The following is a 26,206-nucleotide window of genomic DNA, read 5'->3' as shown; positions in this document are numbered from 1 at the left end:
TACACCTCCAAAATATAAATTAACGAATAAATTTCAATGCACTGCCGACCGGTACATCAGTCGGTGTCGGGCCAATGACATGAATGGAGCCAGGAAATTCAGGCTGCTCATCACCGTTAAAACGGATGGTGATATGGCCCAGCTCACGCAGATTCTGCGTCGCCACTTCACCCACGGCGGTGATGACATAGCGCGTTTCGGCCAATTCCATAATGTTGCCTGCCTCTAATTCCCCATCGGTATCGCTGTGCTGGTGGATAAAGCAGAACTCTTCAATATCTTTCGGTGCCCCTTCGCGGAAGGTGATGAGCATGTCATCTAACAGCGCCTCGCGGGCGCTGTCTCCGATATTGATAATGGTTGTCTGATAAATAGTATTCATACGTACATCCTTAACCGTTGAATGTATTACAGAAAATCTAATGCTTCTGTCTTACTGATACTGTCTTACTGATAAATAAAGGCGGATGCTGCCCAGGCAATCAATACGGTCGGCGCACCTGTCAGGAAGCGGCCAACCAATACTGATGGCACCCCGACACGGACGGTATCTTGCTTCGCTTCAGCCAGCGATAGGCCAACCGGAATGAAGTCACATGCCGCTTGAGCATTAATCGCAAATAAAGCTGGCAGGGCTAGTTGTGGTGGGATATTCCCCAAACCAATTTGAACCCCAACCAATACACCGATAACTTGCGCAATAACGGCCCCTGGGCCTAAGAACGGTGACAATAGCGGGAAGGAGCAGATCAGTGCCAAAAGCACTAACCCAATCGGGCTGCTGGCCAGTGGTGTCAAGCCGTGGGCAATAAAGTCACCCAAACCGGATGCCATGATGATGCCGATTAATGCCGAGACGAAGGCCATAAACGGCAGGATGGTTTTCAATACCGTATCAATGGTGTCGCGGCCTGACTGGAAGAATACGGCAACCACAGAGCCCATACCCATGCCTACTTTTGCCAACAAACCATCACTTTGTTCAGTGATCTTCTTGGTTGTATCGTAATCACGACCACCTTTGGCGGCATTTGTTGCTGCCGCTTGCGGTGCAACTTCTACTGCGGGTTCTGTTTGTGCAGTTACGGCTGCTGCGCCATCAGTTTTGCTGATTTTATGGATATTTTTTTCACGCACACCGGAAACATAAATATCTTCCAGTATGTATTTCGCCATCGGCCCTGATTGACCAGTTGAATGAATATTGACGGTTGGTATACGGCGTTTCGGATACAAACCACAACGCAAGGTGCCACCACAATCAATAATAGCGACAGCGATTTCCTCAGCAGGCGGTTCGCCCTCTTTGAAGCCATCTACCGCTTCCCAGCCGGTCAGTTCGCTAATGCGGTCAATAATGGCTGGACGAGTACCCGCGGTGATATAAACAATTTTTTTACCGGGGACGATTGGCAGCTCTAATGGGCCACCCCAACCGCCTTCGCCTTTTTCAATCCGGATAAATTCACTCATGATCTGCTCCACACAGTATGTATTTGAATTACATATTAAAGTTGTACGTTACGATCCAGGCGAATGCCCATTTTGCGTTCAAAAATGGATGTCGTCAGGTCAGTAATCCAGCCACGGAAGAAGTTGGTAACCAACCCGACCAGGAAGTAGCTCACCGCCAGCGGGCCTAATGGCAGGCCCAGTGTGGTTAAACCACTGGCTATACCGAGGTAGACGAACAACTCACCCGGGTTAATGTGTGGGAACAAACCATTCATTGAGTGACAGCTATAGGATGCGGCTGCGTAATAACTTGGCTTGTATTTTTCTGGCATAAAGCGTCCAAGGCTTAATGTCATTGGGTTACAGAATACAAAAGTACCTATCAGTGGTAGTAACAGATAACGGGACACGGGGTTACCCGCGCAACGTTGCGCCAATCGTTCAATTCTGTCCTGACCAACAAACTTGATCAGCGCATTCATGATGACTAACAAACTAATTAATAAAGGTAAAATCCCGGTGACCATTCCAACAAAAACTTCGCCCCCTTTTTGGAAGAGTCCGATAAACCATTCGGCTCCATGGGTTATAAGTTCAATCATTCTTCTTCTCCTGTAATCGAGGTTATGGCTGTTTTTATAATCTTTTGTTATCAAAAGAGATTTAGTGTTCCGCTTGCTAAAGCGGTTTCAAAACACTGAGGTATCAGAATGAACTTCAGCATCTTGTTTGTCGCCATGTGCACTACCATAATCATTTTTTAGATCTATTTATTGCATATAGATCACACTTTGAAAGATAAACCTTTCAAAGTGAATATTAAAAATAAAAGAAAATTTAATTGAAATGAAAGGTTTTACTGTGGGAAATACAGCTACTTTAACGAGTTTTGGGATGATACAGGGGAGGTGACGAAGCTGGAATGGCAATAAAATCTAGGATATTCATGGGCTAATGATTGATAGCCCATGTTCAGGTCTTTAGCCGAGTAACTCGCAATTTGGCGGCAAGCGGCATTGGATAGCATGAGGAATTACCTCAATACGAAAGTTTTTTCCTGACAACGGTTCGCCATCCAGATTAAAAGTGATGTCATGAGGTGCAGTGATTTCGAGCCACGGCAAAGTGGTCTCAATCACATTTTTGTTTTTCTCACCACTAAAGACACTAGCGAGCAGAGCGGGCAGTAATTCTTCGGCGATCAACAAACGTAGTTGTAATAACCCATCATTAATCAGTGCATCGGGGCAGAGGGGTTGCCCGCCACCGGCTTGCCTGCCATTACCAATCCCTATGACCAAGGCATCACCAGACCATTCAAAGCCAGGGCCACGAATTTCACAACTATCAGCTTTAATCGCATCCATACGCATTAAGCCATGAATAAAGTAAGAAGCCCCCCCTAACACGGCTTTGAGTTTCTCGGGAGTCTCGGTGGTAATGCGAGTACCAAAGCCACCTGTCGCCATATTGATAAAATAGTGTTTGTCATTCACTTGTGCTACATCGATAGCAACTGCCCGGCCTTTAACTGCTAACTGCATTGCATTTTCTATTTGCAGAGGAATGTTGCAGCTGGTGGCAAAATCATTGGCCGTACCCAGTGGCAGGATACCCAAGCTGGGGCGATTCGCTTCAGGTAATGCGACCAGAGCGCTGGCAACTTCATTGATAGTACCATCCCCCCCGCCAGCAATGACCGTCTCAACTGCCAGTGTTGCCGCTTCATCGACATAGCGTTTTGCATCACCCTGTTCCCAGGTTACGCGGACATGGAGAGTCATACCTTCATCACGCAAGTTTTTGACTGCACTGCGAACATCTTGATTACCTGCTTCTTTACCATTCAGGATAAGAAGAGCGTGCGGTATTGAGGTCATAACTTGCTCCGGTGAGTTTCTGCAATTAGAGTAACAGTAACTCATACTTGTTTAATTTATCTATCAGATTATTCAATAAATAACGCAGAACTTCAGTGATAGTTTGCCATAATAAAAATAGGTTTTATTTTTATTAGAATATTTATTTAACTAAGATAAATTTTATTTCGAGTGGGATTATTCATAACATAAGGCTACGCTTATTATTATCTGACAGCATAACAAGAGTCATTAATAATAAAAATGGTGGAAATTTCATATAATTAGTAGGTTATTGAATAAAAAAGAAAAGGCCAGCCCAAGGGAGATTGGGCTAGCCAAGGAGGTGGTTCCTAGTCTTGCTTTAAAACTTTTTTAGTTATTGATTGTACTCGAGCTATCCTACCCCAGTGTTATTATAATTGATGTGATCTATTTCTAATATTTGTCAAAAATGCCATCCTGACGATGGCATTATTTTTTATTGCTTCTCGTTACGCTTTTTCATGGGGATTACGGCTATTTGTCCCGTTCAGATTGCGTATCAGTAAGCCATATTCCACATTAATGTCCTCTGGAATTGGCAAATACATGATATGCCCGTTACCTGGTGCGACCTCTGCCGGTTGACCTTTTTTATCCTGCATACTTTCAAGTGTAAACTGGATATTACCGTTGGGGGTCATCAGTTCAACACTGTCACCCACTGAGAATTTGTTTTTGACGATCACTTCAGCCAGACCATCACGGCGCACGCCAGTAAACTCGCCGACAAATTGCTGACGTTCTGAAACCGAATAACCGTATTCGTAAGTTTGTTGCTCTTCATGGGCATGACGGCGCAGGAAGCCCTCGGTGTAACCACGATGAGCCAAACCTTCCAAAGTGGTGAGCAAAGTCGGATCGAAAGGCTTACCGGCAACAGCATCATCAATTGCACGGCGATACACCTGTGCGGTACGAGCGCAATAATAGAATGACTTAGTTCGGCCCTCAATTTTCAGCGAATGCACGCCCATTTGGGTCAGGCGCTCTACATGCTGAATGGCGCGCAGGTCTTTGGAGTTCATGATGTAAGTGCCGTGCTCATCTTCCGACGCCGTCATATATTCACCAGGGCGCTGGGCTTCTTCTATCATAAAGACTTTATCGGTCGGGGCACCGATACCCAATGTCGGCTCGACATTCTTAACAGCAATTGGCTGATGAACATGCACAATATTGCCAACGTCATCTTCTTTACCTTCCTGGACGTTATATTCCCAGCGACAGGCATTGGTGCAGGTTCCTTGATTCGGGTCGCGCTTGTTAATGTAGCCGGAGAGCAGGCAACGGCCGGAGTAAGCCATACACAGTGCGCCGTGGACAAAAATTTCCAGTTCCATGTCCGGTACTTGTGCGCGGATTTCAGCGATTTCTTCCAGTGATAATTCACGAGAAAGAATCACGCGCGTCAGCCCCATCTGCTGCCAAAATTTAACGGTCGCCCAGTTAACGGCGTTAGCTTGTACCGACAGATGGATATCCATCTGTGGAAAAGCCTCACGCACCATCATGATCAAGCCGGGATCAGACATAATTAGGGCATCAGGCCCCATCTCAATTACCGGTTTTAAATCACGCAAGAAGGTTTTCAGCTTGGAGTTATGGGGCGCAATATTTACTACCACATAGAAGCGCTTGCCCAAAGCATGGGCTTCCTGAATACCTAATGCCAAATTCTCGTGATTGAATTCATTATTACGTACCCGCAAGCTATAGCGTGGCTGGCCGGCATAAACGGCATCTGCACCATAAGCAAAGGCGTAACGCATGTTTTTAAGGGTGCCGGCCGGGGATAATAATTCCGGCGTAAAGGGTAGATTTTCTGAAGATGATGATACTTTTGTTAAAGACATATTATGGCTCTCAGTCTGAGTTCAAGTCAGAACCACGCCCATGGGGGGTGGCTAAAAGCCGAGGATTGTAACCTTGGTAACCATGAAAATCAGCCATTGCACAATTTTTGTAAGGTTTAAATGATCTGGATCAATTTGGATGTTTTTTGATGCTTCTTGATATAACCAAGAAATCTATATTCTGAGCAAAATAATGCTCATATTTTGACTAACTTACTTTTTTTGAGTAATATTTTGCACATATTAAGTCTATTTTCTTGTAAATGAGCAAAATATTGCTCGTGAGGTGTCTGTGGCTAAATTGATGATACAAATCTTTAATCACGGCTCTTGGCATGATGCCGCGGAACTGACTTTTGCTTCCCCAAAAAGCGGGAGACAAGGATCTGCGATATTAGGTTATGAGGGCAATTATGCTATTGAGTGGATGTATCGTGATGATGAATTCAGTTGTAGCTTAAATCTGCCCGTTGAATTGGCTTATACCTATTCATCTAATCATTGGTTTAGCTTTCTTGATGACATCATGCCCGCAGGTGCAAGTCGTCGCTATTGGGTTAATCAACTGGGGCTGCAATCGATGCCGGCAAGTGAGCAAGATTATATTTTGCTTAAAACAGGGACTATTGCACCGGTTGGCAATATGCGTATAAAAGAGGCGTTACCCGAATTGCACCCTGATAGCCAATTAAAGAATATCCGTTTTACATTGCAGGATGTCATTGAGCGCGATTCGTCATTTCTGGAATATGCTCAACAAATGGGGGCTGCAGCAGGAGGAGCAACAGGAGCTGGGGGGGAGGCACCAAAGTTACTATTATGTTGTTCAGATAACGATGAAATCTGGATAGATACTTTTCAAGATGATATCAATAAGCAAGATACTCACTATCTGGTTAAATTTCCGCGAGGGAAACGTAGTGCCATAGATTGCGATATTCTACGTTCTGAGTACCATTTTTATCAGGAGTTAGCCAGTCTTGGCATTGAGACCATCAATACGCAGAAAATGAGATTGATTGAAGGGGAAAATTATCCTTCTTTATGGCTACCTCGCTTTGATGTTGATTGTGTTGATAATCAGCGTGTTCAGTACGGGCTTGAATCGCTTTATTCTGTCATGGATACCCCACCGGGAAGTTACTTAAATCATTTTGATATTATTCGGACTTTAGCGCAGAAACTAACATCTCAATATCGTGTTAGTGATTTAGGCCAATCTGTAGATGTGGAAAATCTTGTTATTGAGATGATTCAGCGAGATTTACTCAATATTGCTTTTGGTAACTCTGACAATCATGGTCGTAATACCGCTTTAATTAAGCGGCATGAAGGTATTTGGCTTGCACCGATTTATGATTTTGCACCAATGAAAGCTGATCCTGAGGGAATAGTGAGAGTGACTCAATGGGGCTCTCCGTATGAAGAGGGGGGGAATTTTAATTGGCAGGCTATTATTGCTGAATTATCAGATCTTGCTGATCCCAATCGTGTTTTCATAGCATTTCAGCAAACAGCTCAAAAATTGATAGGTCTAAAGTCTCGGCTTAAAGCTCGAGGTGTGCCTGAACGTATTCTGAATATGCCGGGAATGGCTTTTGATTATCTGGATGAAAAATTACAGCGGTGGGCTCAGCTATGAAAGTTAAACTTTTGCCTTTGCAGCGTGAAGCTTTATTACTGGAACTATTGGGGCAGTTTTTCAGTGATCAGGTTTCAACGGGTCAGTTGTTGCGCCGGCTGCGAAAAGATATGCTGAATATGTCTCAAGACGAGTTCTCATCATTGGTTAAGATTAGTAGAAGAACTTTGTCTGACATTGAGACAGATAAAGGGAGCCAAACGTTAGCTGTCCTTGGGCGAGTTTTCCGGCCTTTTGGGTTGAAAGTAGGGGTGTTGCCACGTAACCAACAGGTATTAAAAAAAATGCTGGAAAAAGAATTTGTAGCAACACATGAGCAGGAGAGTTTGAAATGAAAGGCGCGGTTAATAGCCCCGCGCGAATATATTTTTATCAGGATACTTAGGTAAGATAGCGCTATCGAATCAATAAAATTACAGTGTTAAATCTTTAATAATGGTGGTCGGGCCATTTTTTATTACTGAGGCAATGCCATTTTTAGCGGCAGTTTCGGAACTGTAGGATTCACTAACACCAATAACCTGATGGTTTTTCGCTTTCAACACAAAATAAGGCTCATTTTTGGTGTTGTGTTTCAGCTCATATTGGCTTTCCAGTGGGGAGTTACTTTGCACCGATGATATGCCATTTTCCGCCGAGGCTTTACTGGCATACATCTCACTGGTGAGAATGATTTCGCCATTACTGGCTTTCAGATTGAAATGATACTGCCCATTCTTTGCCTTCTTAATCTCATAGTGACCCGTGGCCATAATGTTTCTCCTGTTGGTGGTGATACCTCTAATGAGTGTAGTCAATCACGGAGTCACCACCAACCTAAGATGATGAGATTAAAGTAAACGGCAGATCTCTGCTTCCCAGCGATACCCCATCCCATAAACTGCGCGAATAAAGGGTTTCTCGCCATCGAGCGCTTCCAGCTTGCGGCGCAGGTTTTTGATATGGCTGTCTATAGTGCGGTCAGTCACTACACGATAATCGTCATACAGGTTATTCAGCAGTTGTTCGCGACTAAAAACGTGGCCGGGTTGGGTTGCCAGGATTTTCAGCAAACGAAATTCTGCCGGGGTCAGTTCCAGCAGATGACCCTGATAACTTGCCTGGAAGCGGGATTCATCGATAAGCAGCGGCGCACTCTCACTGGGTTGTTCCCGCTGTTGCTGACAGCGGCGCAAGATAGTTTTAACCCGAGCCACCACTTCCCGTGGGCTGTATGGTTTGCAGATATAATCGTCAGCACCAATCTCCAACCCCAATAGCCGGTCAATCTCTTCTGTTTTCGCCGTAACCATCATGATTGGAACATCGGAAAAACGGCGAATTTCACGGCAAATACTGATGCCATCACTGCCGGGTAACATCAGGTCCAGCAAAATAATGGCCGGAGGTGATTGGCGAACAGCGGCGACCACTTCGGCACCATTGGTGAGCCACTGAGTGCTGTAACCCGCAGCTTGCAGGTAATCGACCAATAGCTGACCTAGCTTGGGTTCATCTTCAACAATCAATACGGTGCCAGACTGGCTGGCAGACTGAAGCGGTTCGTGCATCACATGAATTACCCTATTGAATGGAATAGGGGAAATACTACCGTAATCCGCAGGCCACCCATAGGCGAATGTTCGGCGCTGATTTTCCCCCCGTGCGCCTCAACAATATTGTGACAGATCGCCAACCCTAGCCCCGAGCCGCCACTGGCGCGATTACGCGAGCTTTCGGTGCGATAAAAACGCTCAAAAATACGTTGTAACTGTTCGTCGCTCAGGCCAGGTTTACTGTCCTGCCAGCGCAGCGTTAAGGTCTCTTCTTGTTGTTGTGCGCTAATGTCTAACTGGCCGCCTTCGTTGGTGTAGCGCAGGCTATTTTCCAACAAATTGTGAAACAGTTGGTTTAGCCGGTCGGGATCACCAAACATTACCGCTTGTTCCGGTAGGTGAGTGGTGATGGTGATGTTTTTGCTTTCAAAGCGCCCACGGAAGCTGGCAATGGCAATTTGCAGCAGACGAGCGGCATCGAGCTGTGTTTTACGATAAGCCAACGCGCCCCGGTCGGAGAGTGAGAGCTGGTGTAAGTCGTTAACCAATTTGGTCAGTATTCCGACTTCAGCTTGCAGTGAAATTAACGATTCCGGTGTGGGCGCGCGGACACCGTCTTGCAACGCCTCCAGTTCACCGCGCAGTACCGCCAGCGGCGTGCGTAACTCATGCGAGACATCTGCCATAAAGTCGCGCCGCATCTGCTCATTTTTCTCCAGTGAGCTGGCAAGCTGATTAAAATCTTGCGCCAAACGGCCCAACTCATCACGGCTACTGACAGCCACGCGAGCACTAAAATCACCCGCCGCCAGCCGATGAGTGCCTTCCACCAGACGTTTGACTGGCGCTAACATGCCGCGCGACAAAATCCAGGTGGCGGCGGCGGCCAGCAGGGTCGACAGGCCGACAATAATCCAACTGGTGCGGCGCTGTTGCCTGTCAAAGTTAATATCAGCATTACGGGTTAGCTTTTCCGGTGGGGTCGACATCACCCAGCCCACCACCTGCGTATTTACGGTTATCGGCTGGCGGCTGGCTTCTTTGGGCACCCGGTCGGTACGGCCTGCCAGCAGATTATTATGGCTATCGACTACCCAAAACTGAGCACGCCAGCCATGTGGTGGTAGGTTGCGATTGTTATCGCCACTTTGCTCGAAGGAGCGCATGATCTGATAAAGAATCTGATCGTTGTTACGCAGAAAATCCCAGTTACCGTAGCGCTGATATTGTACTTCAAGCGCATCTCCCAGCATGGCTATCCGCTGCTCATTGCTTTGCTTAATATAATCAATAAAACCGCGCTCAAAACTGGCTCTGACCCCCCAATGCATCGTAATGAGCACCAGCATACAAGTGGCAAATATCGCCATAAACAGTTTTCCGGTAATGCCGATTCTCATGATATTTCCACCTGTTTTATCGGTTGGCCGCTTTCGTGGATGCGCGAGGCAGATTACGGTTAGTGCCGGTATCTGGCGGCACACGGTTAAATATCAGGGCGGGTAGCGCAATAATAATGGCCATACAGATATAGCTGTATAAGAACGCACTGTGAGTCGCCGGTGTGTTTGTGACAACTTCATTGTGAGCAAATACGCCGAGCAATATCCCCGCGGTACTGACTCCCAGACTCATGGATAACTGCATCACCATCGACAATAAACTATTGCCACTGCTGGCCAGGCGATCAGGGAGATCTTTCAGCGCTAGTGTATTCATTGTGGAGAAGCGCAGGGCATTGAGCATTCCCTGGAAAAATAAAACGACCGGCAATAGTAATGTCCATCCCATCAAAGCTACCAATGGGAAGCTAAGACTGACGACCGCCAGCAGCAATGTGGCACTGACCAACACTCGTCGGTAACCGAAACGGTTGACCACACGCACGATAATTCGCTTCATACCCATACTGCCGATAATCATCGGGATCATCATCAAGCCGGCATGGAAGGGGGTAAATCCCAGCCCGATTTGCAGGAAAACTGGCGTCATAAACGGCAACATGCCACTGCCGATACGGGCGCTCATGCTACCTATCAGGCCAAGAGAGTAAGATTTATTGTTGAACAACCGCAGTGTGAACAGTGCTGAACTGTTACCTTTGGCATGCCACCAGTAACCGGCCAGCGCCAATATTCCGCACAATACCAGACCGGCAATCGCCAGCGGCGGCAGGCCTAATCCTTTGTGTCCGTCCAGCGCCAGTGTCAGGGTTGCCATACCGATAGCCAACATAATAAAACCACTGATATCAAAGCGTCGGGTGCGGGTGGTGTAATTGGGCATCAACCATAAAGTGGCTAATGCACCAACCACTCCGACGGGTAAATTGATTAAAAATATCCAGTGCCAACTGGCATATTCCACCAAAAAACCGCCCAGCGCAGGCCCGACCAATGGCCCAATCTGGCCAGGCAATGTGACGAATGCCATCGCCGACATATATTGCTCGCGCGGGACGATTTTCATCACCGTCAGGCGGCCAACTGGCACCATCATGGCACCGCCAATCCCCTGAATGACGCGGGAAAAAATCAGCTCATTCAGGGTTTCAGCTTGCGCGCACAGTAATGAGCCGAGGGTAAATAGAATAATGGCGGAGAAAAATACCCATTTAACGCCCACTCTATCTGCCAACCAGCCGCTGGCGGGCAGCATCACCGCCACCGTCAGCACATAGGAGACAATCACCGACTGCATGCGCAGTGGATTCTCGCCCAAACTGGCCGCCATTGAGGGCAGGGCAGTGTTGACGATGGTGGTGTCCAGCGTTTGCATGAAGAAGCCGAAGGCCACTATCCACAGTTGCGCACGTATACCCGTCATCTTTCAACCTGCTGCTGTGTTGGCTGCGCTCGCTTACCCGAATCACTGACTAGTGTCAGCTCATCGGGATAATCTCGCTTGCCGCCTTGCCGCAACTTGAAATCTATAGGGTATAGATAGGCCGTCATCTTTCAACCTGCTGCTGTGTTGGCGGCAATTTAAAAGCTATTGGGCATTTCATAATGAATTATTCCAGTCTCATTAACGGCTTTTTGCTAAAGCGGCTGCGCAGCCGGTCGAAATAGAGGTAAACCACCGGCGTGGTATACAGGGTCAACAACTGGCTCATTGCCAGCCCGCCGACAATGGTAATCCCCAGTGGTTGGCGCAGTTCCGCACCATCGCCGCTACTTAACACCAGGGGTAGCGCGCCGAATAAGGCGGCTAATGTGGTCATCAGAATTGGCCTAAAGCGCAGCAGACTGGCCTGGAAAATGGCATCGCGGGCGCTGAGATTGCCATTGCGCTGTGCATCAAGGGCAAAATCGACCATCATGATGGCGTTCTTTTTCACGATACCAATCAATAGCATGATACCAATCAGGGCGATAAGGCTAAAGGGCGCATTGAACAGCTCCAGTGCCAGTAATGCCCCGACTCCAGCGGAAGGCAGAGTTGAAAGAATGGTCAGCGGATGGACATAACTTTCATACAAAATCCCCAGCACGATATACACCGTGGCGATCGCCGCCATAATCAGCCAGAGCTGGGATTTCAAGGTGTCCTGGAACACTTGCGCCGTGCCGGCAAACATACCGCGCACGGTGCTTGGTACACCCAGTTCCGTCATCGCCCGCTCAATGGCGACTGTCGCTTCAGACAAGCTGCCACTATCGGGTAAGTTGAATGAGATAGTCGAGGCGGCCGATAAGCCCTGGTGATTAACCGACAACGGCGCATTGGCGGGCCGCCATTGAGCGAAATAGGACAGCGGAATAGACTGGCCTGCGCTGTTAATCACAAACATCTTATCCAGCGAACTCACATCCTGCGTGTATTGAGGGGCGACTTCCATCACCACCTTGTATTGGTTCAATGGCTGATAAATGGTGGAAATCTGCCGCTGACCGAAGGCGTTATTGAGCAACGCATTGGCATCTGACACATCGATACCCAGCCGTGCCATAGTTTCGCGGTCATACGTCAGAGCCACTTCCGAGCCTTTATCCTGCTGATCGGAGTTAACATCCGCCAGCTCTGGTAACTTGCTCAAAGCAGCCCGCACTTTCGGCTCCCATTCACGCAGAGCTGCTAAATCGTCGGCCAATAACGTAAATTGATAACTGGCGTTAGATTGTCGGCCGCCAACACGGATATCTTGTACCGGAGACAGGAACAGGCTGGCTCCCGGCTCTTTTGCCAATTTTCCACGCAGCCGGGTAATCACTTGTTGTGCCGTTTCGCTGCGTTCACTCAGTGGTTTCAATGAGATAAACATCGAACCACTGTTGGTGCGCGAACCGCCGGTAAAACCAGTGACATTATCGACCGCCGGGTCAGCACTGACAATTTTCATGAAATCTTTCAGTTTTTGCTGCATCGCCTGGAACGAAATACTTTGATCGGCTTGAATAAAGCCCATCATGCGGCCGGTATCCTGCTCAGGGAAAAAGGTTTTTGGAATGCTGATATAGAGCCAAACATTCAGAGCAATAGTGGAAAGCAGCACAACCATCACCCAGCGTGTATGGCCCAGCACCCAATTAAGCGAGCGACCATAACCTTGCTGAATAGCCAGCAGCACTTTACCGAACCCACGAATACGTTGTTGTTTCCCTGCCGGTTGTGCGCGTAATAAATGGGCGCACATCATCGGCGTTAGGGTCAACGAAATAACTAATGAGATGCCAATTGCTACCGACAATGTGACGGCAAACTCACGGAATAATCGCCCCGGTAATCCTTCCATCAACAGCAGTGGAATAAATACCGCCACCAAAGAAATACTCATCGACAGTACGGTAAAACCGACTTCACGCACCCCACGCAAGGCGGCAACCATCGGTTTCACGCCAGCTTCCAAATGGCGTGAAATGTTTTCCAGCACCACGATAGCATCATCAACCACAAAACCGGTGGCGATGGTCAGCGCCATCAGCGACAGGTTATTGAGGCTAAAACCGCACAAATACATGGCAGTAAAGGTGCCGATCAGCGAAACCGGAACGGCGACTGCGGGGATCAAGGTAGCGCGGCCCGATCGCAGGAACAGGAACACCACCAAAATCACCAATGCTACGGCGATCACCAGTGATCGCTCCACTTCATCCAGTGAGGCACGGATAGTCGGCGAGCGATCCTGAGCAATATTCAACTCAATTGAGGCGGGAATTGAGGCGCGCAGGGCAGGGAGTTCGGCGCGAATTCGGTCAACGGTGGCAATAATATTTGCGCCCGGCTCGCGGCTGATCACCAACAGCACGGCAGGTTTGCCATCGGACATCCCGGCATTGCGCACATCCTGCACAGAATCTTTGATATTGGCGACATCTTGTAGCCGCACCGGTGAGCCATTGTTGTAGTGAATGATAAGTGGGCGATAACCCTCGGCCGTTTTGATCTCATCATTGGCCTGCACCTGCCAATGTTGTTCACTGCTGTCGATCGAACCTTGTGGGCGGCGCACGTTAGCGGCACTGATCGCCTGACGTACCGCGTCCAGCGACACGCCCTGATTGAACAGCGCACTTGGATTAAGTTCTACCCGCACCGCTGGCAGGGAACTGCCACCGACTGAGACATCACTGACGCCCTCGGTCTGGGCAATTTTCTGCGCCAGTTGGGTTGAGGCAAAGTCATATAATTGCCCCTGACTGAAAGTATCCGAGGTCAGGGTCATTATCATGATCGGCGCATCCGACGGGTTCATCTTGCGATAGGTCGGGCGGTTGGGCATCCCTGATGGGAGCAAACTCTGAGCGGCGTTGAGAGCGGCCTGCACATCACGAGCTGCGCCATTAATATCGCGGCTGAGATCAAATTGCAGAATAATCCGCGTGCTACCCAATGAACTGGTTGAGGTCATTTCATTGACCCCAGCAATTCTTCCCAGTGCGCGCTCCAGTGGTGTGGCAATGGATGACGCCATAGTTTCCGGGTCCGCGCCGGGCATGGAGGCGCTGACCATAATCACTGGGTAATCGACCTGCGGCAGTGGTGAGACCGGCAATAAGCTAAAGCCGATCACCCCACTTAGCGTTATCGCCAGTGTCAACAGAGTCGTGGCCACCGGGCGCTGAATAAACAGAGCAAAGAATTTCACGGCTGTTCCCGTCCATTCGGCAATGCTGGTGTATCAATATCCTGATGATTATGGGTATTGCGTGCCAGTTTATCGAACAACAGATAGATAACCGGTGTGGTAAACAGAGTCAGTATCTGACTGACAATCAGCCCACCGACCATACACACCCCGAGCGGCTGGCGCAGTTCGGCACCGGCTCCGGTACTGAGCATCAGCGGCAATGCGCCAAACAGTGCGGCCAGGGTGGTCATCAGAATTGGGCGGAAACGCAATAAGCAGGCCTGATAAATTGCGTCATATGGGGTCATACCCTGATCGCGCTCGGCGGCCAGCGCAAAGTCGATCATCATGATGGCGTTTTTCTTCACGATCCCAATAAGCAGAATGATCCCGATAATGGCGATCACATCCAGTTCATGGCCGGTCAACATCAGAGCCAATAACGCGCCGACACCGGCGGTCGGTAGCGTTGATAAGATAGTGACCGGGTGAATGAAACTCTCATACAACACGCCGAGCACAATATACATCGCCACAATAGCGGCAATAATCAGCCATAGCGTGCTACCGAGTGCGGCCTGAAACGCCAGCGTCGAGCCTTGGAAACGCGTTGTAATGTCAGCCGGCAGTTGAATGGTCTGCTCTGCTTGTGTCACGGCTTCCACCGCCTCACCCAGAGAATAGCCCGGTGCCAAATTGAATGAGATGGTGGCTGACGGGAACTGATTCAAATGGTTGATAGAAAGCGGCCCGAAGCGTTCTTCGATGGTAGCAATACTGCTCAATGGCACGCCTTTGCCGTCGCTGCCGGTCAGGCGGATATCATTGAAGGCCGCCAGCCCCGGCGTAGCTTTGACGTCATGCTCCAACACCACCCGATACTGGTTGGCTTGGGTATAAATGGTGGAAATTAGCCGCTGACCAAATGCGTTATACAACGCGCTGTCGATGGCTGCCATAGTGATCCCCAGACGGCTGGCGCTGTCTCGGTCGACATTCACAAATGCCACTAGCCCCTGATCCTGCCAGTCGCTGGTCACATCCTGGAATGGCGCTTGTTGTTGCAATTCACTGACCAGTTTCGGCACCCAGGTACTCAGCTCCTCCAATGAGGTGGCTTGCAGGGTGAACTGATATTGGGTGCGGCTCAGTTGGGTATCGATAGTCAAATCTTGCACCGGCTGCAAATAGAGCTTAATGCCCGGAACGCCGGATACACTCTGTTGCAGGCGGGTGATGATTTCTGGGATGCGATCCTTTCTGCTCTCCAATGGTTTAAGGTTAATCTGCAACCGGCCATTGTTCAGTGTGGCGTTGGTGCCATCCACCCCGACAAATGAGGTCAGGCTTTCGACGTCCGGATCTTTCAGGATGATAGCGGCCACTTGCTGCTGGCGCTCCGCCATATTACTGAACGAAACCGATTGTGGCGCTTCCAGCGTACCTTGAATCAATCCATTGTCCTGTAATGGGAAAAATCCTTTCGGCATCATCAGGTAAAGCAAGACTGTCAGTACTAAGGTGCTCAGCGCGACACCCAAAGTAATCCATTGGTGCTTAAGAACTTTTTTCAGTGCCACCGCATAATGAGCAATCACCCAGTCAAAAAACTTCTCACTGGCGCGTGACAAGCGGTTTTGCTTGCGCAGTGACTCATAACTGAGCATGCGTGCGCACATCATTGGCGTCAGTGTCAGGGACACCACGGCTGAAATCAGGATTGCCACTGCCAATGTCACCGCAAACTCACGGAACAGGCGGCCGACGATATCACCCATAAACAGCAGCGGAATCAATACGGCAATCAATGAGAACGTCAGTGAAATAATGGTAAAGCCAATCTCACCAGCCCCTTTCAGCGCGGCATCCAGCGGTTTTTCGCCTTTTTCGATATAGCGCGAGATATTTTCAATCACCACAATGGCGTCATCGACCACAAAGCCGGTGGCAATAGTCAGCGCCATTAATGTCAGGTTGTTGATTGAGAAACCGAGGAAATACATCGCGGCGAACGTCCCGATCAATGACAACGGCACGGCAATACTGGGGATAATGGTGGCCGCCGCATTACGCAGGAACAGGTAAATCACCATCACCACTAACACAATGGCCAGCAGTAACTCGAACTGCACATCATTGACCGAGGCGCGGATAGTGGTGGTGCGGTCGGTCAGTATTTTGACATCAACCGATTTAGGCAGACTTTTGATCAGCTCCGGCAGCATTTCGCGAATACTGTCGGCGGTAGCGATCACATTGACCCCCGGCTGGCGCTGGATATTCAGCACAATGGCCTGCTGGTTATTGGCCCAGGCCGCCAGTTTGTTATTTTCTGCGCCCTGCTCGATGGTGGCGACATCTTGCAAGCGGACTGGCGCGCCGTTTTGGTAAGCAACAATTAGGTCGCGGTAATCCTCAGCCGACTTCATCTGGTCGTTGGCGGATAAGGTTACCGAACGGGTTGGCCCATCCAGGCTACCTTTGGCCGAGTTGACGTTGGCATTGCTGATGGCAGTACGAATGGTTTCACTGTCCAGCCCCAAAGCAGCTACCGCCGGGGCATTCAATTTAACCCGCACGGCAGGGCGCTGCCCACCTGAAATGGTGACCAGACCGACGCCGGTGACTTGCGAGATCTTTTGCGCAATGCGGGTTTCCACCATGTCTTCCACTTGTGTCATCGGGATGGCGGTGGAGGTGACGGCCAGCGTCAGAATCGGTGGATCCGCCGGATTCACCTTACTGTAAATCGGTGGGTAGGGCAGATCATTTGGCAGCAAGTTAGTGGCGGAGTTAATCGCCGCCTGCACTTCCTGCTCGGCCACATCCAGCGGCAAAGTGAGCTGGAATTGCAAGGTGATAACCGACGCGCCCCCAGAGCTTTGTGACGCCATCTGTTTCAAGCCAGACATCTGACCAAACTGGCGCTCGAGTGGTGCGGTAATGGAGGAGGTCACCACATCCGGACTCGCACCGGGATAGAGTGTCACCACCTGAATGGTTGGGTAATCCACCTCCGGCAGGGCGGAAACCGGCAAGGCGCGATAACCGATAATCCCCGCCAGCAAAATGGCGACCATAAATAAGGTGGTGGCGACAGGGCGCAGGATAAATAGCCGTGATGGCCCGCCGCCCGGCGTTGGAGGCATCACTTGCATCAGGATTTCTCCGCCGCAGTGGTGGTACTGCCCACCGATGCGTCCGTCGCTGGTTTTCCGCCCCGACGGTGTGTGCCTTTCTCAGTCGTAGCAGGCTTTTCTACTGCATCGGTTGGCGTGGTATCCGCTGAGCGCGGCGTCACCACTTCAACTTGTAAACCTTCAGTCAGGCGATCAATACCGTCAGTGACTACGCGCTGACCGGCATCCAGTCCGGCGCTGATAACCACTTGTTTACTATCCTGAATTCCGGTAGTAACCAAGTGCTTACTGACTTTGTTCTCGTCATTTAATGTCCAGACGAAGCTGCCTTCGTTGCCCATCTGTACCGCAGCGGTTGGAACTACCACGGCGTTTTGCAGTAAATCCACTTTGATACGCGCGTTGACAAATTGATTCGGGAACAGCACGTCATCTTCATTGGCAAAGCGGGCTTTTAGCTTAATGGTGCCTGTGGTGGTATCAATCTGGTTATCAATACTGAGCAGATAGCCCTGTGCCAACATTTGCTTATTGGTGCGATCCCAGGCTTCAACCGGGACAGTCGTATTATTTTTTGCCGCATTTTTCTGCGCTTGCATAATGGCAGGAATATCACTTTCCGGCAGGGTAAAGACCACATCAACCGGATGTGTTTGAGTGATAACCACAATCGGAGTGGCGGTGCCGCTGGTAATGTAGTTGCCGACATCCACTTGTTTTAGCCCGACTTTACCGGAAATAGGCGCGGTAATGCGGCTATAAGTCAATTGCAGTTTGGCGCTATCGATAGCCCCTTGGTCAGCTTTTACACTGCCTTCGCTTTGGCGCACTAATGAGGTTTGGGTATCCAGATCCTGTTGTGAAATCAGGCCAGTTTTCGCCAATTTCTGGTAGCGGGCTAAATCGCGGCGCGCGTTATCCAGTGTGGCTTGATCTTTCGCGAGCTGCCCCTGAGCTTGAGTCAGTTGGACTTCATATGGGCGCGGGTCAATTTCGACCAGTAAGTCGCCAGCATTGACCTGTTGGCCTTCGGTAAAGTGGATAGCCATCAGCTGACCGTCAACCCTACTGGTGACTGTCACGGTGTTGGCGGCAATCACCGTGCCTAAACCGGTGAGATAACGTGGCACCGCTTGTTCGGTCGCCGTGGCAGCTTGTACTGGGGACATCGGCATATTACGCCGCCCCCCAGCGCGGGTGGGACTGCTGCCACTCGCGGCCTGTTGTGCGCCGGGCGCACTGCTCTGCGGGGCTGCACTGAAATGACGCCAGACAAACACAGCAACAATAATCGCCACCACTACCCCCAATAACATCAGTAACCGGGAAGTGCGTTTGGATTGAGCTTTCATAATGGCGGAGAATCCCTTTTATTGATCTGTTTATGTGCACGCAGGTGCAAAAATGAGAATTTTGATATGTTACTAGTTTAGCGGGGATTTACCGGATAAAAATGGAGGAAATATGAAAGTATTGTCAGGGGTTGGGGAGTGGAGTTTACAATTCTGACATTTAAAATTGTTTTAGTTGATTGATTAAGTGATCCGGTTCGGTCGTTAGAGCACCGAGCTAACTTAGCCTCCGATGAACCAACCGCCAAAGGAGGCAGCGGCTCCCTTGTGAAATCCCGCGCTTTCGCACGTATCGTTTGCCCTCCTGCTCGGTTGAGGCCGCAGAGGTAAGGTGATAACAGAACGACAATCTAAACCTGTTCCTGTCCCCATATTGCTACTCATAAGTCATGATAAAGGTGGCACTGGCATCGGCGCTGCCGGGGGTGACTTTTGTGTCGGTTTGATAATAGCGCGCGGTAATACCAATGGTTTGTTCTGAATCCTTGTTACCGTCAGCCGAGGTGCCCATTTCTTTGGTCGCCGTTAATATTATTGGCTGATTATCTTTTGCTGTTAGCAACTGTACCCCAATGCCGCTGGCCATGCCGAGAGCCTGACTGAGTTTAATCACCCCCAGCGCACCGGCATCGTCACCGTTAACGCTAAGGAAATATTTGGTTTTCGGGTTACAGGATAAAATAATCGACTGGGTTATTTCCCGCCCGGTGCTGCCGATGCCCTTAAAGCTATTTTGCTGATGTTTGCCTAAATCAAAATCGAGGTTGAGCGTCTTTAGCATACAACCATTTTTGTTTATCACCCCTGTGGCTGCACCCAGTATGCCGGGCAGATCTTTGGCTGTGGCCGGGCCATCCTCTTCCAGATAATACTTGATATTGCCTTGAGGAATGTTAATGGTGCCAAATTCTTGCTGGAGATCAGTTTTAAAAAACAGCCTGAGGATAACAAAATGCACTACTTGATCTTTGAGTTTAATATTACAGGCTATTTTGGTTCTATCCTCTATTGCACATGCCGGGTTGCCAGTAATCGCAAATTTAAGACCTACGCCAGCCAGATTAGTATTAAATGCTTCAGGATAAGTGGTATTACTGGCGGCGGCTGGATCCAGTTCAAAAATTAATTTCCCCATTCTTTCTTGCTGCTGGGTAAAGGTGCAATTCATGCGACTGCCACGCGCATATAGCTGCCTTTCCGTAGTGAGGGGGTCGCTATTATAAATGGTAACCGGGTTGATTCTTATATCTCCGGGACTAAATACATCACATTGAACATCGGCATAACTGGTAGCAGGTATAAACCCATATAGGCCCGCTAATAATAAAATTAGCGGGGCAGCAACAGAATATTTTCGGGTTTTAATTCGGTTAAGTATTAAATTAATCATCATCTTCTATTCTGCTCAGTGGTGTATGCGCAGCGGCTAATTTATCGCTCAGATTAGCGTTATCCACAATAATGGCTGTTGCCACCGGGGAAATACCGCCGAAGTCACTAATGGCCTGCCAGCTTACCGAACCAGAAGGGGTGCTGGGTAGCGGCAACGTGAGTGTACTTTTGGCCGCAATCATGGTGATGTTTTTAATTTCGTTACCGCCGATTTTCAGGTTATGAAAAGAGATGTGATACGGGCTGGGATTAGTGATCTGTAATTGATTGCCGTGGCGGGAAAAGGTCAGCGTTTTATAGGCATTAGCCAGAGTATTAGGCAGTTCAACCGCGTGGTAGAATTGGCTAATCCGCTGTTTAATAGTCAGCAATAGTAGATTGTCTGTGCTGCTTAATAGACTCGCCTGGGTGGAATGCACCGCGCCGCTTAAGCAGGCTATCAATAATAGCGGTTTAAACCACCACATAAAAAATTCTCTTGGGATAATGTTGATTATTGCCCGCTAATCTAACAGTTATATTTTTAAACGGAATATTCAAATCGTGGAATTAAGCTGCGGTCAGAGAAAGTATAAGTTGGATAAAATAGCTGTGGTTTATGACTTTTTGGGAAAAAGCCATTCTGGCTATTGACAGCAGCGGCCGCTGTGGCGGCAGTGAATTAACTCACTGCCGCCGCAACGTGCTTTTCTATTGATATGTCATGGTAAAGGTGGCTGTGGCATTAGCAGTGCCGGGGGTAGCCTTGTTTTCGGTTTGATAATAGCGAGCGGTGATATCGATTTCTTCCTGTATGTTAGTACCGCTACTGGCGGCGATGCCCATTTGTTTATTTTTACCAAATTCTACCGGGTCTTGATTTTTACCAACAAGCAGTTGCACTCCTATCCCAGTGGCACTTGAGCCTGGGGATAATTTAAGTACGCCCTGATGGCCTGGCTCGGCATCACCATCAACTTGAAGAGAGTATTTGGTCGTGGGATCGCAAGTTAAAGCTATCTTTTGTGTTTTTCCATTACCTACAGGTCCAGTATTAGTAGAGTTTCTTAGTTGCTGTTCGCCTAAGTCAAAGTTTATATTATTGATATTTAAACTACAGCCATATGTTTGAATTTTACCTTTAATACTTGCAATATTATGTCCAATAATACTTTTTGGATATTCTCCATAAGAGTAGTAATCTATTGTAACTTGAAATTCTTCATCTATTTCTTTATTAACAGAGATGTTGCCTTCCTTTATTAATTGTATGGCGAGCATCCCATGTATGGGTAAGTATGCCGAACTATTAATGCATCTAAAAATAATATCTGTATCGCTTCTGCTATCTACTTTACAAGTGGGGAATAATTGGTCTTCTTTAAGAGCTACTTTTACGCCTGGTATACTGGTTATTAGTTGACGGTCAATGACCTGGCTGCTGGAACTTGATGTTGTAACTTTAAAATACACATCAGCAGAGTCGCATCTGAATTCTACTGAATTATATTCAAGTAAAAACTCTATATAATCTCCTTTAGGGTGGCGCACCGTATTAAGATCGAATGCTTTGCCACTGTTAGTGGAAATTAAATCACATTTTGTGTCAGCGTAAGCTGTTTTTGTTACAAATAAATAAAATATAACAACTATTGAAAATATCCAGATAAAACGACGGCTTTTAATTAATTTATAAAGTTTTGAATTTAAATAAATCATAATATTCTTGTTTGCGTAGTTGAGTCTATGAGCCACGGGCTAGTAAAATCTAACCCGCAACCCTAAGTTTATTTACCGGCACACCGCATCTAATATGCGTACTGCCGAAGTGGTATCAGTTTCCGCTGCCGGTAAGCTAAATGCCGCGCGACACTGCTGCTTGTCCTGATTACCCCATTGCACCTGCAAATTGCCGTTATCCGGCACGCCGCTGAGATACACCTGGCCGTCATCGCCGACAATACTGCTATTGGCGCTGTCGGCTGCCTCACCCTGCAAGCTGGCCATAGCACCGAACGGCACCGGCTTACCCTGATAACTGAGGTTAACCAGCACCCGGCTGCCGAGGCGTGGCTGGAAGTTAGCCAGCACCACCGCGCCGCGGGTGGGTACCACGTTTTGGCTGGTGATATCCATATCGATACTGTCGCCCATCGTTTGGGTATCTAGCGCCACGTTGTTCTGGCGATAAGGGGTGGCATAGGGCACCACCGCATAGCCACGCCAGTCGGTTTTCACCCCGCGGTCACTGCCGACGCCGACACCGCCAGCTCCGGGCGCGCGCACTAATACTAAGGTATCGCTCTGGGATTGTGACAGGGTGACGCCGTAAGGGTGCGCCAACACACCGCCGCTCAGGCCATAGTTCAACTGACGGCTGTTCGCACTGTAGCTGTAACCGGCGTTTACCTGGCCGTAACTAGCGCTATAACTGCTGCTCAGGCTACCGCTGTTGCCGCCGCCGCGATTGGCGCGACTTTGTTGCAGGTTGTAGCTCAGATTATTATCGAGCGCACTGCCACTCAGCCCCAACTGCTGACTGGTCGCCCCGCCTTTATTGCTGTTAATACTGTAATTGGCCCAACTATTGGGCAGCCATTTGCTCAACGGAATATTGACACTCAGACTGGCGTGCTGATCATTTTGCTGCTGCCCCGGCGTCTGGCTATAGCTGTAATTTAGGCCATAGCTAATGCCAGAGAGAGAAATGTTGTAGCCCAGTGTGGCATTGCGCTCGTAGCCTTTTCGCTGCCAGTAATCCTGCTGATAAGCGGAAAGATACAGGCTGCCAAAATCATTCAGTGACTGACTGATATGAAACTGGGTACGGCTGCGCTTGTTATTGTTGCGCCCCAACGAGTTAATGCTGCCCACGCCGGTCAGTTGGTTAGCTTCACTGAAATCATAAAAACCCTCAGTGGAGTAGCGGTGGCTACCGAGCGAGAAATTCGTGCCGGTTTCAGTAAAACTTTTGGCATATTGCAGCCGGTAAGATTGCCCCTGACGGGTGGTGCTATCTTCAAAGCTGGTTTTGGCTTGGGTCACATCCATGGATACCGAACCGATACGGCCTAAACCAATCCCCACCCCCAGCGCGCCGGCCTGATAATCAGCTGAGATTAATAAGCCGTTATACAGGGTAAAGCCGTACGGCATGCCGTAGGCCAGCGAGGTCTGGGCAAAGTGCGGTGTGGGGCTGCCGTTGCCACCGCCACGGTATTGACCGGCGCTTAAGGAATATTTCAGGCTGCCCTCGCGCTGCATAATCGGCGCGGAAGCAAACGCCTGCTTAAAGCTGCGCTCGCGGCCATCGGCCTCTTTGATGGTGACCTCTAAATCACCACTGGAAGAGGTCGGGTACAAGTCGTCAATGGCGAAAGCCCCCGGTGGCACGTAGGTTTGGTAAATCACATTATTATTCTGACGAATGGTGATCTGCGCGTTGCTATCGGCAATGCCGCGTATGACCGGGGCAAAGCCGCGCAAGCTATCGGGCAACATACTGTCATCAGATGACAACTGCGCACCACGGAAAGCCACACCGTTCAGGATCTCGCCGGGGGTGTAGCTGTCACCGAGGGTCAGTTGGCCTTTGATGGCGTGAATATCGCGCTGTAAAGTATTGGTAATATTTTTCCACTGTGCCTGACCATTGCTGTTCTGGCTGTAAGTGGAATAGTTACGCAAACGCCACGGCCCCCAGTTCAGCCCGCTGCGCAGGTTGAGGAAATGGCTGCTGCTACTGCCCGGCTGGCTATCCTGCCAGCTATTGGCACCACTCAGGTTGTAATTGACCATCAGCGCGGGGATGCCTTGATCCCACTGTTTCGGGTCAATATAGCCGCGCGCCTGACTGTTCAGCGCCGCCTGTGGAATGCTTAAATCCAGCCGCTGGTGATTAATATCAAAGCTGCTGCTGGCGGCTGGGATAAATTCACTCAATTGTGTCAGTGGCAGATCCACGGGCTGCTGTTGCAAAGCTGGGAAGGCGGCCACTTTCACCCCTAAATCAGCCAGTTGCTGTGGGGTGATTTCGGCCAGTAAGCTGCCGTTATCAGCAATAAAGGTGACGTCGCGCGTCTCTATCTGCTGGCCGTTGAGGTAAATATCTACCCGATAGGTGCCGGGCAACTGCGCGCCGGATTGCGAAAACACACTGAGATCAATGGCCGCATAGTTGGCGTCTTTAATTTCTAACGAACCGGGATGGAAATAATCCTCAGCCCAGGCGGGAGCCGACAAGGTGGTTAACCCCAGTGCTAACTGAATAGCCAGCCTTAAAGCCCGCCGGTTGGACGGTAAAGCAAAATGATGCTGCGTCATGGTGGTCATCCGGGGTTATAAGCTGGCAGTGGCAATATCTGAGGTGCCGCCAAAATCATTAATCGCCTGCCAGCTCACCGCGCCTGTAGCACCGGCAGGAATATCAATGGTGAGAGTGCCTTGAGGGGCTACCATCAGCGCACCTTTGATTTCGCTGCTTCCCACTTTCAGGGTATGGAGGGAGACGTGATAGGCGGTGGGGTTGCTCACTTGTAATTGCTTGCCCTGGTGCGCGAAGCGCAGCGCTTTATAGGCATCAGCGGCGTTACCGACTAACCCGGCCGGGCGGTAAAATAATTTGATGCGATTTTTAATCGAGATAAATAGCTGGTTGCCATCGCCTTTTTTACTGGCTGGAATGGTTTTGACATTTAGCCAATGCACCGATTCGCGGTCTTGCGGAAAATTGCCGCCAGCTAATAAAATACGCAGGTTACTTTCCTGCCCGCCATCTAAACGGAATAACGGCGGGGTGATAATAAAGGGCACTTTGTTATTATTGGTGGCCTCGAAATTATCGACCCAGCTTTGAATTAAATAAGGGGTGTTTTTATCCTGATTGGTCACGGATAAAGTGGCTTCTTTTTTAGCACCATCATAAATAACCCGGGTGCCACCGACCGCAACACCAGCCTGAGCTGATTGCATCACGCCGGTTAAACAGGCGATAAAAAATAACGATTTTAACCACGGCATGGTTGTTCTCTCTAAATAATTTAATTTCTTGCCTAAATGGCAATAATGAAAATAAAATTGACTGCCCCGATAAATACAATATCGAGGCGATCAATACAGCATAATTACAGCGCTAATAAAGGTATTAGCGCGGGCGGGGATTAGTTAAATGTTATTTCGTAATTTAACGATACATTTACATCACCAGTAGCTTTGGAAGCAGCTTGGAAGTCAGTAATAGCAGTACCGGTCTTGATAAATTTAGCTTTGTATTTTAGGTCATGAGTAGCTTGGCCTGTCATGTTCAGAGCGGCGGCATCAATACCATTCTTGATCGGCGTTGAGCCATCGGTATCAATTAGTTGCAATGCATAGCCTTTAGCACCACCATCAAACTTGAAATTATCCCCATCTGCTGTACCGGTAAATTTTACCGTGGCAGTTTGGGCGGTGAATGGACAGTCTTTAAGACTGATTGTAATTTCTTTTTCGGCGGGAATAGTATCTTTACTGTTCAGATTAATACTTCCAAGATCCAGAGTAGCAGTTGATTTTGCTGTATCTATAGAACATGGGCTTGCTGTAATTTTGCCTGTAACATTAATTGTACCATTCGCAGCATTCGCCGCAGAGGCAAATACCGAGGCGGCCAGTAAAGAGGTAACAATCAGTTTCTTTTTCATAGTGATATTCATAATAAAACTCCAGTGCGAAATGGTTCGCGCTATTTAATAGTTAATTTATTTGGCTCCAATGGCCGATTTTGCAATGAAAGGTGTTTGTTGCCGTTTCATCTTGGGAGCTAATATAGTGAGCTGGAATATCAAAAGAAATAGAAATACTTTGGAATTAATGTCGGGTAATAGATGGTGGAATTCATTAAGGC

The 26,206-nt window shown here is 48.8% G+C and carries 21 protein-coding genes; 2 read left to right on the top strand and 19 right to left on the bottom strand.

Annotation, left to right across the window (positions count from 1 at the left end; genetic code table 11):
- Positions 1 to 19 precede the first annotated feature (19 nt).
- From srlB to trhP, 5 genes are all read right to left on the bottom strand, one after another.
- On the bottom strand, positions 20 to 382 hold the full coding sequence (srlB, locus tag FTB31_RS05320; RefSeq protein WP_050076352.1) for a PTS glucitol/sorbitol transporter subunit IIA: 363 nt from the start codon (positions 380 to 382) through the stop codon (positions 20 to 22).
- A gap of 65 nt (positions 383 to 447) precedes the next feature.
- Complete coding sequence (gene srlE / locus FTB31_RS05315; RefSeq protein ID WP_050076351.1) at positions 448 to 1,473, bottom strand: PTS glucitol/sorbitol transporter subunit IIB; 1,026 nt, start codon at positions 1,471 to 1,473, stop codon at positions 448 to 450.
- Between the two features lie 35 nt (positions 1,474 to 1,508).
- Positions 1,509 to 2,057, bottom strand: coding sequence for a PTS glucitol/sorbitol transporter subunit IIC (gene srlA, locus FTB31_RS05310; protein WP_050076350.1), 549 nt, complete (start codon positions 2,055 to 2,057; stop codon positions 1,509 to 1,511).
- A gap of 378 nt (positions 2,058 to 2,435) precedes the next feature.
- On the bottom strand, positions 2,436 to 3,326 hold the full coding sequence (gene yegS / locus FTB31_RS05305) for a lipid kinase YegS (RefSeq protein WP_072081733.1): 891 nt from the start codon (positions 3,324 to 3,326) through the stop codon (positions 2,436 to 2,438).
- A 482-nt stretch (positions 3,327 to 3,808) separates the two neighbouring features.
- On the bottom strand, positions 3,809 to 5,212 hold the full coding sequence (trhP, locus tag FTB31_RS05300) for a prephenate-dependent tRNA uridine(34) hydroxylase TrhP (RefSeq protein WP_050076346.1): 1,404 nt from the start codon (positions 5,210 to 5,212) through the stop codon (positions 3,809 to 3,811).
- A gap of 292 nt (positions 5,213 to 5,504) precedes the next feature.
- On the opposite strand from trhP, the gene FTB31_RS05295 reads away from it, so the two are divergent.
- Together FTB31_RS05295 and FTB31_RS05290 are read left to right on the top strand one after the other, a co-directional pair.
- Positions 5,505 to 6,854, top strand: a complete 1,350-nt coding sequence (locus tag FTB31_RS05295; protein ID WP_227731182.1) for a type II toxin-antitoxin system HipA family toxin — start codon at positions 5,505 to 5,507, stop codon at positions 6,852 to 6,854.
- On the top strand, positions 6,851 to 7,189 hold the full coding sequence (locus tag FTB31_RS05290; RefSeq protein WP_077173755.1) for a helix-turn-helix transcriptional regulator: 339 nt from the start codon (positions 6,851 to 6,853) through the stop codon (positions 7,187 to 7,189). The genes FTB31_RS05295 and FTB31_RS05290 overlap by 4 nt, the downstream gene beginning before the upstream one ends.
- A gap of 78 nt (positions 7,190 to 7,267) precedes the next feature.
- Here FTB31_RS05290 and FTB31_RS05285 read toward each other — a convergent pair whose 3' ends face one another.
- The 14 genes from FTB31_RS05285 to FTB31_RS05225 all read right to left on the bottom strand — a co-directional run bounded on the left by FTB31_RS05285 (position 7,268) and on the right by FTB31_RS05225 (position 26,015).
- The gene (locus tag FTB31_RS05285) at positions 7,268 to 7,606 is read right to left on the bottom strand and encodes a YegP family protein (RefSeq protein WP_050076343.1); all 339 of its coding nucleotides are present in this window, start codon (positions 7,604 to 7,606) and stop codon (positions 7,268 to 7,270) included.
- Between the two features lie 78 nt (positions 7,607 to 7,684).
- Entirely contained in the window at positions 7,685 to 8,404 is a 720-nt protein-coding gene (baeR, locus tag FTB31_RS05280) for an envelope stress response regulator BaeR (RefSeq protein WP_026018095.1), read from the bottom strand.
- Positions 8,405 to 8,412: 8 nt separating this feature from the next.
- Positions 8,413 to 9,789: an envelope stress sensor histidine kinase BaeS gene (gene baeS, locus FTB31_RS05275; RefSeq protein ID WP_050076340.1), complete on the bottom strand. Its 1,377-nt coding sequence runs from the start codon at positions 9,787 to 9,789 to the stop codon at positions 8,413 to 8,415.
- A gap of 16 nt (positions 9,790 to 9,805) precedes the next feature.
- Positions 9,806 to 11,215 (bottom strand): MFS transporter, encoded by a 1,410-nt coding sequence (gene mdtD, locus FTB31_RS05270; RefSeq protein ID WP_077294425.1) that lies wholly within the window; start codon positions 11,213 to 11,215, stop codon positions 9,806 to 9,808.
- Entirely contained in the window at positions 11,212 to 11,343 is a 132-nt protein-coding gene (locus FTB31_RS21475) for a hypothetical protein (RefSeq protein WP_265101060.1), read from the bottom strand. The genes mdtD and FTB31_RS21475 overlap by 4 nt, the downstream gene beginning before the upstream one ends.
- 59 nt (positions 11,344 to 11,402) lie before the next feature.
- The gene (mdtC, locus tag FTB31_RS05265; protein ID WP_227731181.1) at positions 11,403 to 14,477 is read right to left on the bottom strand and encodes a multidrug efflux RND transporter permease subunit MdtC; all 3,075 of its coding nucleotides are present in this window, start codon (positions 14,475 to 14,477) and stop codon (positions 11,403 to 11,405) included.
- Positions 14,474 to 17,617 carry an MdtB/MuxB family multidrug efflux RND transporter permease subunit gene (locus FTB31_RS05260; protein ID WP_227726989.1) on the bottom strand — a complete coding sequence of 1,048 codons (3,144 nt, stop codon included), beginning with the start codon at positions 17,615 to 17,617 and terminating at the stop codon, positions 14,474 to 14,476. Before FTB31_RS05260 ends, mdtC begins: the two co-directional genes overlap by 4 nt.
- Positions 17,617 to 18,951, bottom strand: a complete 1,335-nt coding sequence (locus FTB31_RS05255) for an MdtA/MuxA family multidrug efflux RND transporter periplasmic adaptor subunit (RefSeq protein ID WP_227731180.1) — start codon at positions 18,949 to 18,951, stop codon at positions 17,617 to 17,619. Before FTB31_RS05255 ends, FTB31_RS05260 begins: the two co-directional genes overlap by 1 nt.
- A gap of 376 nt (positions 18,952 to 19,327) precedes the next feature.
- Positions 19,328 to 20,119, bottom strand: coding sequence for a fimbrial protein (locus FTB31_RS05250; RefSeq protein ID WP_227731179.1), 792 nt, complete (start codon positions 20,117 to 20,119; stop codon positions 19,328 to 19,330).
- Between the two features lie 214 nt (positions 20,120 to 20,333).
- Positions 20,334 to 20,810: a fimbrial biogenesis chaperone gene (locus FTB31_RS05245; protein WP_227731178.1), complete on the bottom strand. Its 477-nt coding sequence runs from the start codon at positions 20,808 to 20,810 to the stop codon at positions 20,334 to 20,336.
- Between the two features lie 223 nt (positions 20,811 to 21,033).
- Positions 21,034 to 22,041 carry a fimbrial protein gene (locus tag FTB31_RS05240; RefSeq protein WP_227719484.1) on the bottom strand — a complete coding sequence of 336 codons (1,008 nt, stop codon included), beginning with the start codon at positions 22,039 to 22,041 and terminating at the stop codon, positions 21,034 to 21,036.
- A gap of 72 nt (positions 22,042 to 22,113) precedes the next feature.
- Positions 22,114 to 24,654, bottom strand: coding sequence for a fimbria/pilus outer membrane usher protein (locus tag FTB31_RS05235; RefSeq protein WP_407084050.1), 2,541 nt, complete (start codon positions 24,652 to 24,654; stop codon positions 22,114 to 22,116).
- 6 nt (positions 24,655 to 24,660) lie between these two features.
- A complete protein-coding gene (locus FTB31_RS05230; RefSeq protein ID WP_227731176.1) occupies positions 24,661 to 25,341 on the bottom strand; it encodes a fimbrial biogenesis chaperone in 681 nt (226 codons plus the stop codon).
- A gap of 140 nt (positions 25,342 to 25,481) precedes the next feature.
- Complete coding sequence (locus FTB31_RS05225; protein WP_050076330.1) at positions 25,482 to 26,015, bottom strand: fimbrial protein; 534 nt, start codon at positions 26,013 to 26,015, stop codon at positions 25,482 to 25,484.
- Between the last annotated feature and the right edge of the window lie 191 nt (positions 26,016 to 26,206).

Source organism: Yersinia proxima (assembly GCF_902170785.1).
Taxonomy (GTDB): Bacteria; Pseudomonadota; Gammaproteobacteria; order Enterobacterales; family Enterobacteriaceae; genus Yersinia; species Yersinia proxima.
This window is presented reverse-complemented; position numbering and strand designations above follow the sequence as displayed.

Coding starts and splice junctions, on each gene's coding strand:
- mdtD (WP_077294425.1), bottom strand. CDS start 11,215: ATGACGGGTATACGTGCGCAACTGTGGATAGTGGCCTTCGGCTTCTTC.
- FTB31_RS05285 (WP_050076343.1), bottom strand. CDS start 7,606: ATGGCCACGGGTCACTATGAGATTAAGAAGGCAAAGAATGGGCAGTAT.
- baeS (WP_050076340.1), bottom strand. CDS start 9,789: ATGAGAATCGGCATTACCGGAAAACTGTTTATGGCGATATTTGCCACT.
- FTB31_RS05260 (WP_227726989.1), bottom strand. CDS start 17,617: ATGCAAGTGATGCCTCCAACGCCGGGCGGCGGGCCATCACGGCTATTT.
- baeR (WP_026018095.1), bottom strand. CDS start 8,404: ATGCACGAACCGCTTCAGTCTGCCAGCCAGTCTGGCACCGTATTGATT.
- FTB31_RS05235 (WP_407084050.1), bottom strand. CDS start 24,654: ATGACCACCATGACGCAGCATCATTTTGCTTTACCGTCCAACCGGCGG.
- FTB31_RS21475 (WP_265101060.1), bottom strand. CDS start 11,343: ATGACGGCCTATCTATACCCTATAGATTTCAAGTTGCGGCAAGGCGGC.
- FTB31_RS05290 (WP_077173755.1), top strand. CDS start 6,851: ATGAAAGTTAAACTTTTGCCTTTGCAGCGTGAAGCTTTATTACTGGAA.
- FTB31_RS05230 (WP_227731176.1), bottom strand. CDS start 25,341: ATGCCGTGGTTAAAATCGTTATTTTTTATCGCCTGTTTAACCGGCGTG.
- srlB (WP_050076352.1), bottom strand. CDS start 382: ATGAATACTATTTATCAGACAACCATTATCAATATCGGAGACAGCGCC.
- srlA (WP_050076350.1), bottom strand. CDS start 2,057: ATGATTGAACTTATAACCCATGGAGCCGAATGGTTTATCGGACTCTTC.
- FTB31_RS05245 (WP_227731178.1), bottom strand. CDS start 20,810: ATGTGGTGGTTTAAACCGCTATTATTGATAGCCTGCTTAAGCGGCGCG.
- FTB31_RS05225 (WP_050076330.1), bottom strand. CDS start 26,015: ATGAATATCACTATGAAAAAGAAACTGATTGTTACCTCTTTACTGGCC.
- trhP (WP_050076346.1), bottom strand. CDS start 5,212: ATGTCTTTAACAAAAGTATCATCATCTTCAGAAAATCTACCCTTTACG.
- srlE (WP_050076351.1), bottom strand. CDS start 1,473: ATGAGTGAATTTATCCGGATTGAAAAAGGCGAAGGCGGTTGGGGTGGC.
- FTB31_RS05240 (WP_227719484.1), bottom strand. CDS start 22,041: ATGATTTATTTAAATTCAAAACTTTATAAATTAATTAAAAGCCGTCGT.
- FTB31_RS05250 (WP_227731179.1), bottom strand. CDS start 20,119: ATGAATTGCACCTTTACCCAGCAGCAAGAAAGAATGGGGAAATTAATT.
- FTB31_RS05255 (WP_227731180.1), bottom strand. CDS start 18,951: ATGAAAGCTCAATCCAAACGCACTTCCCGGTTACTGATGTTATTGGGG.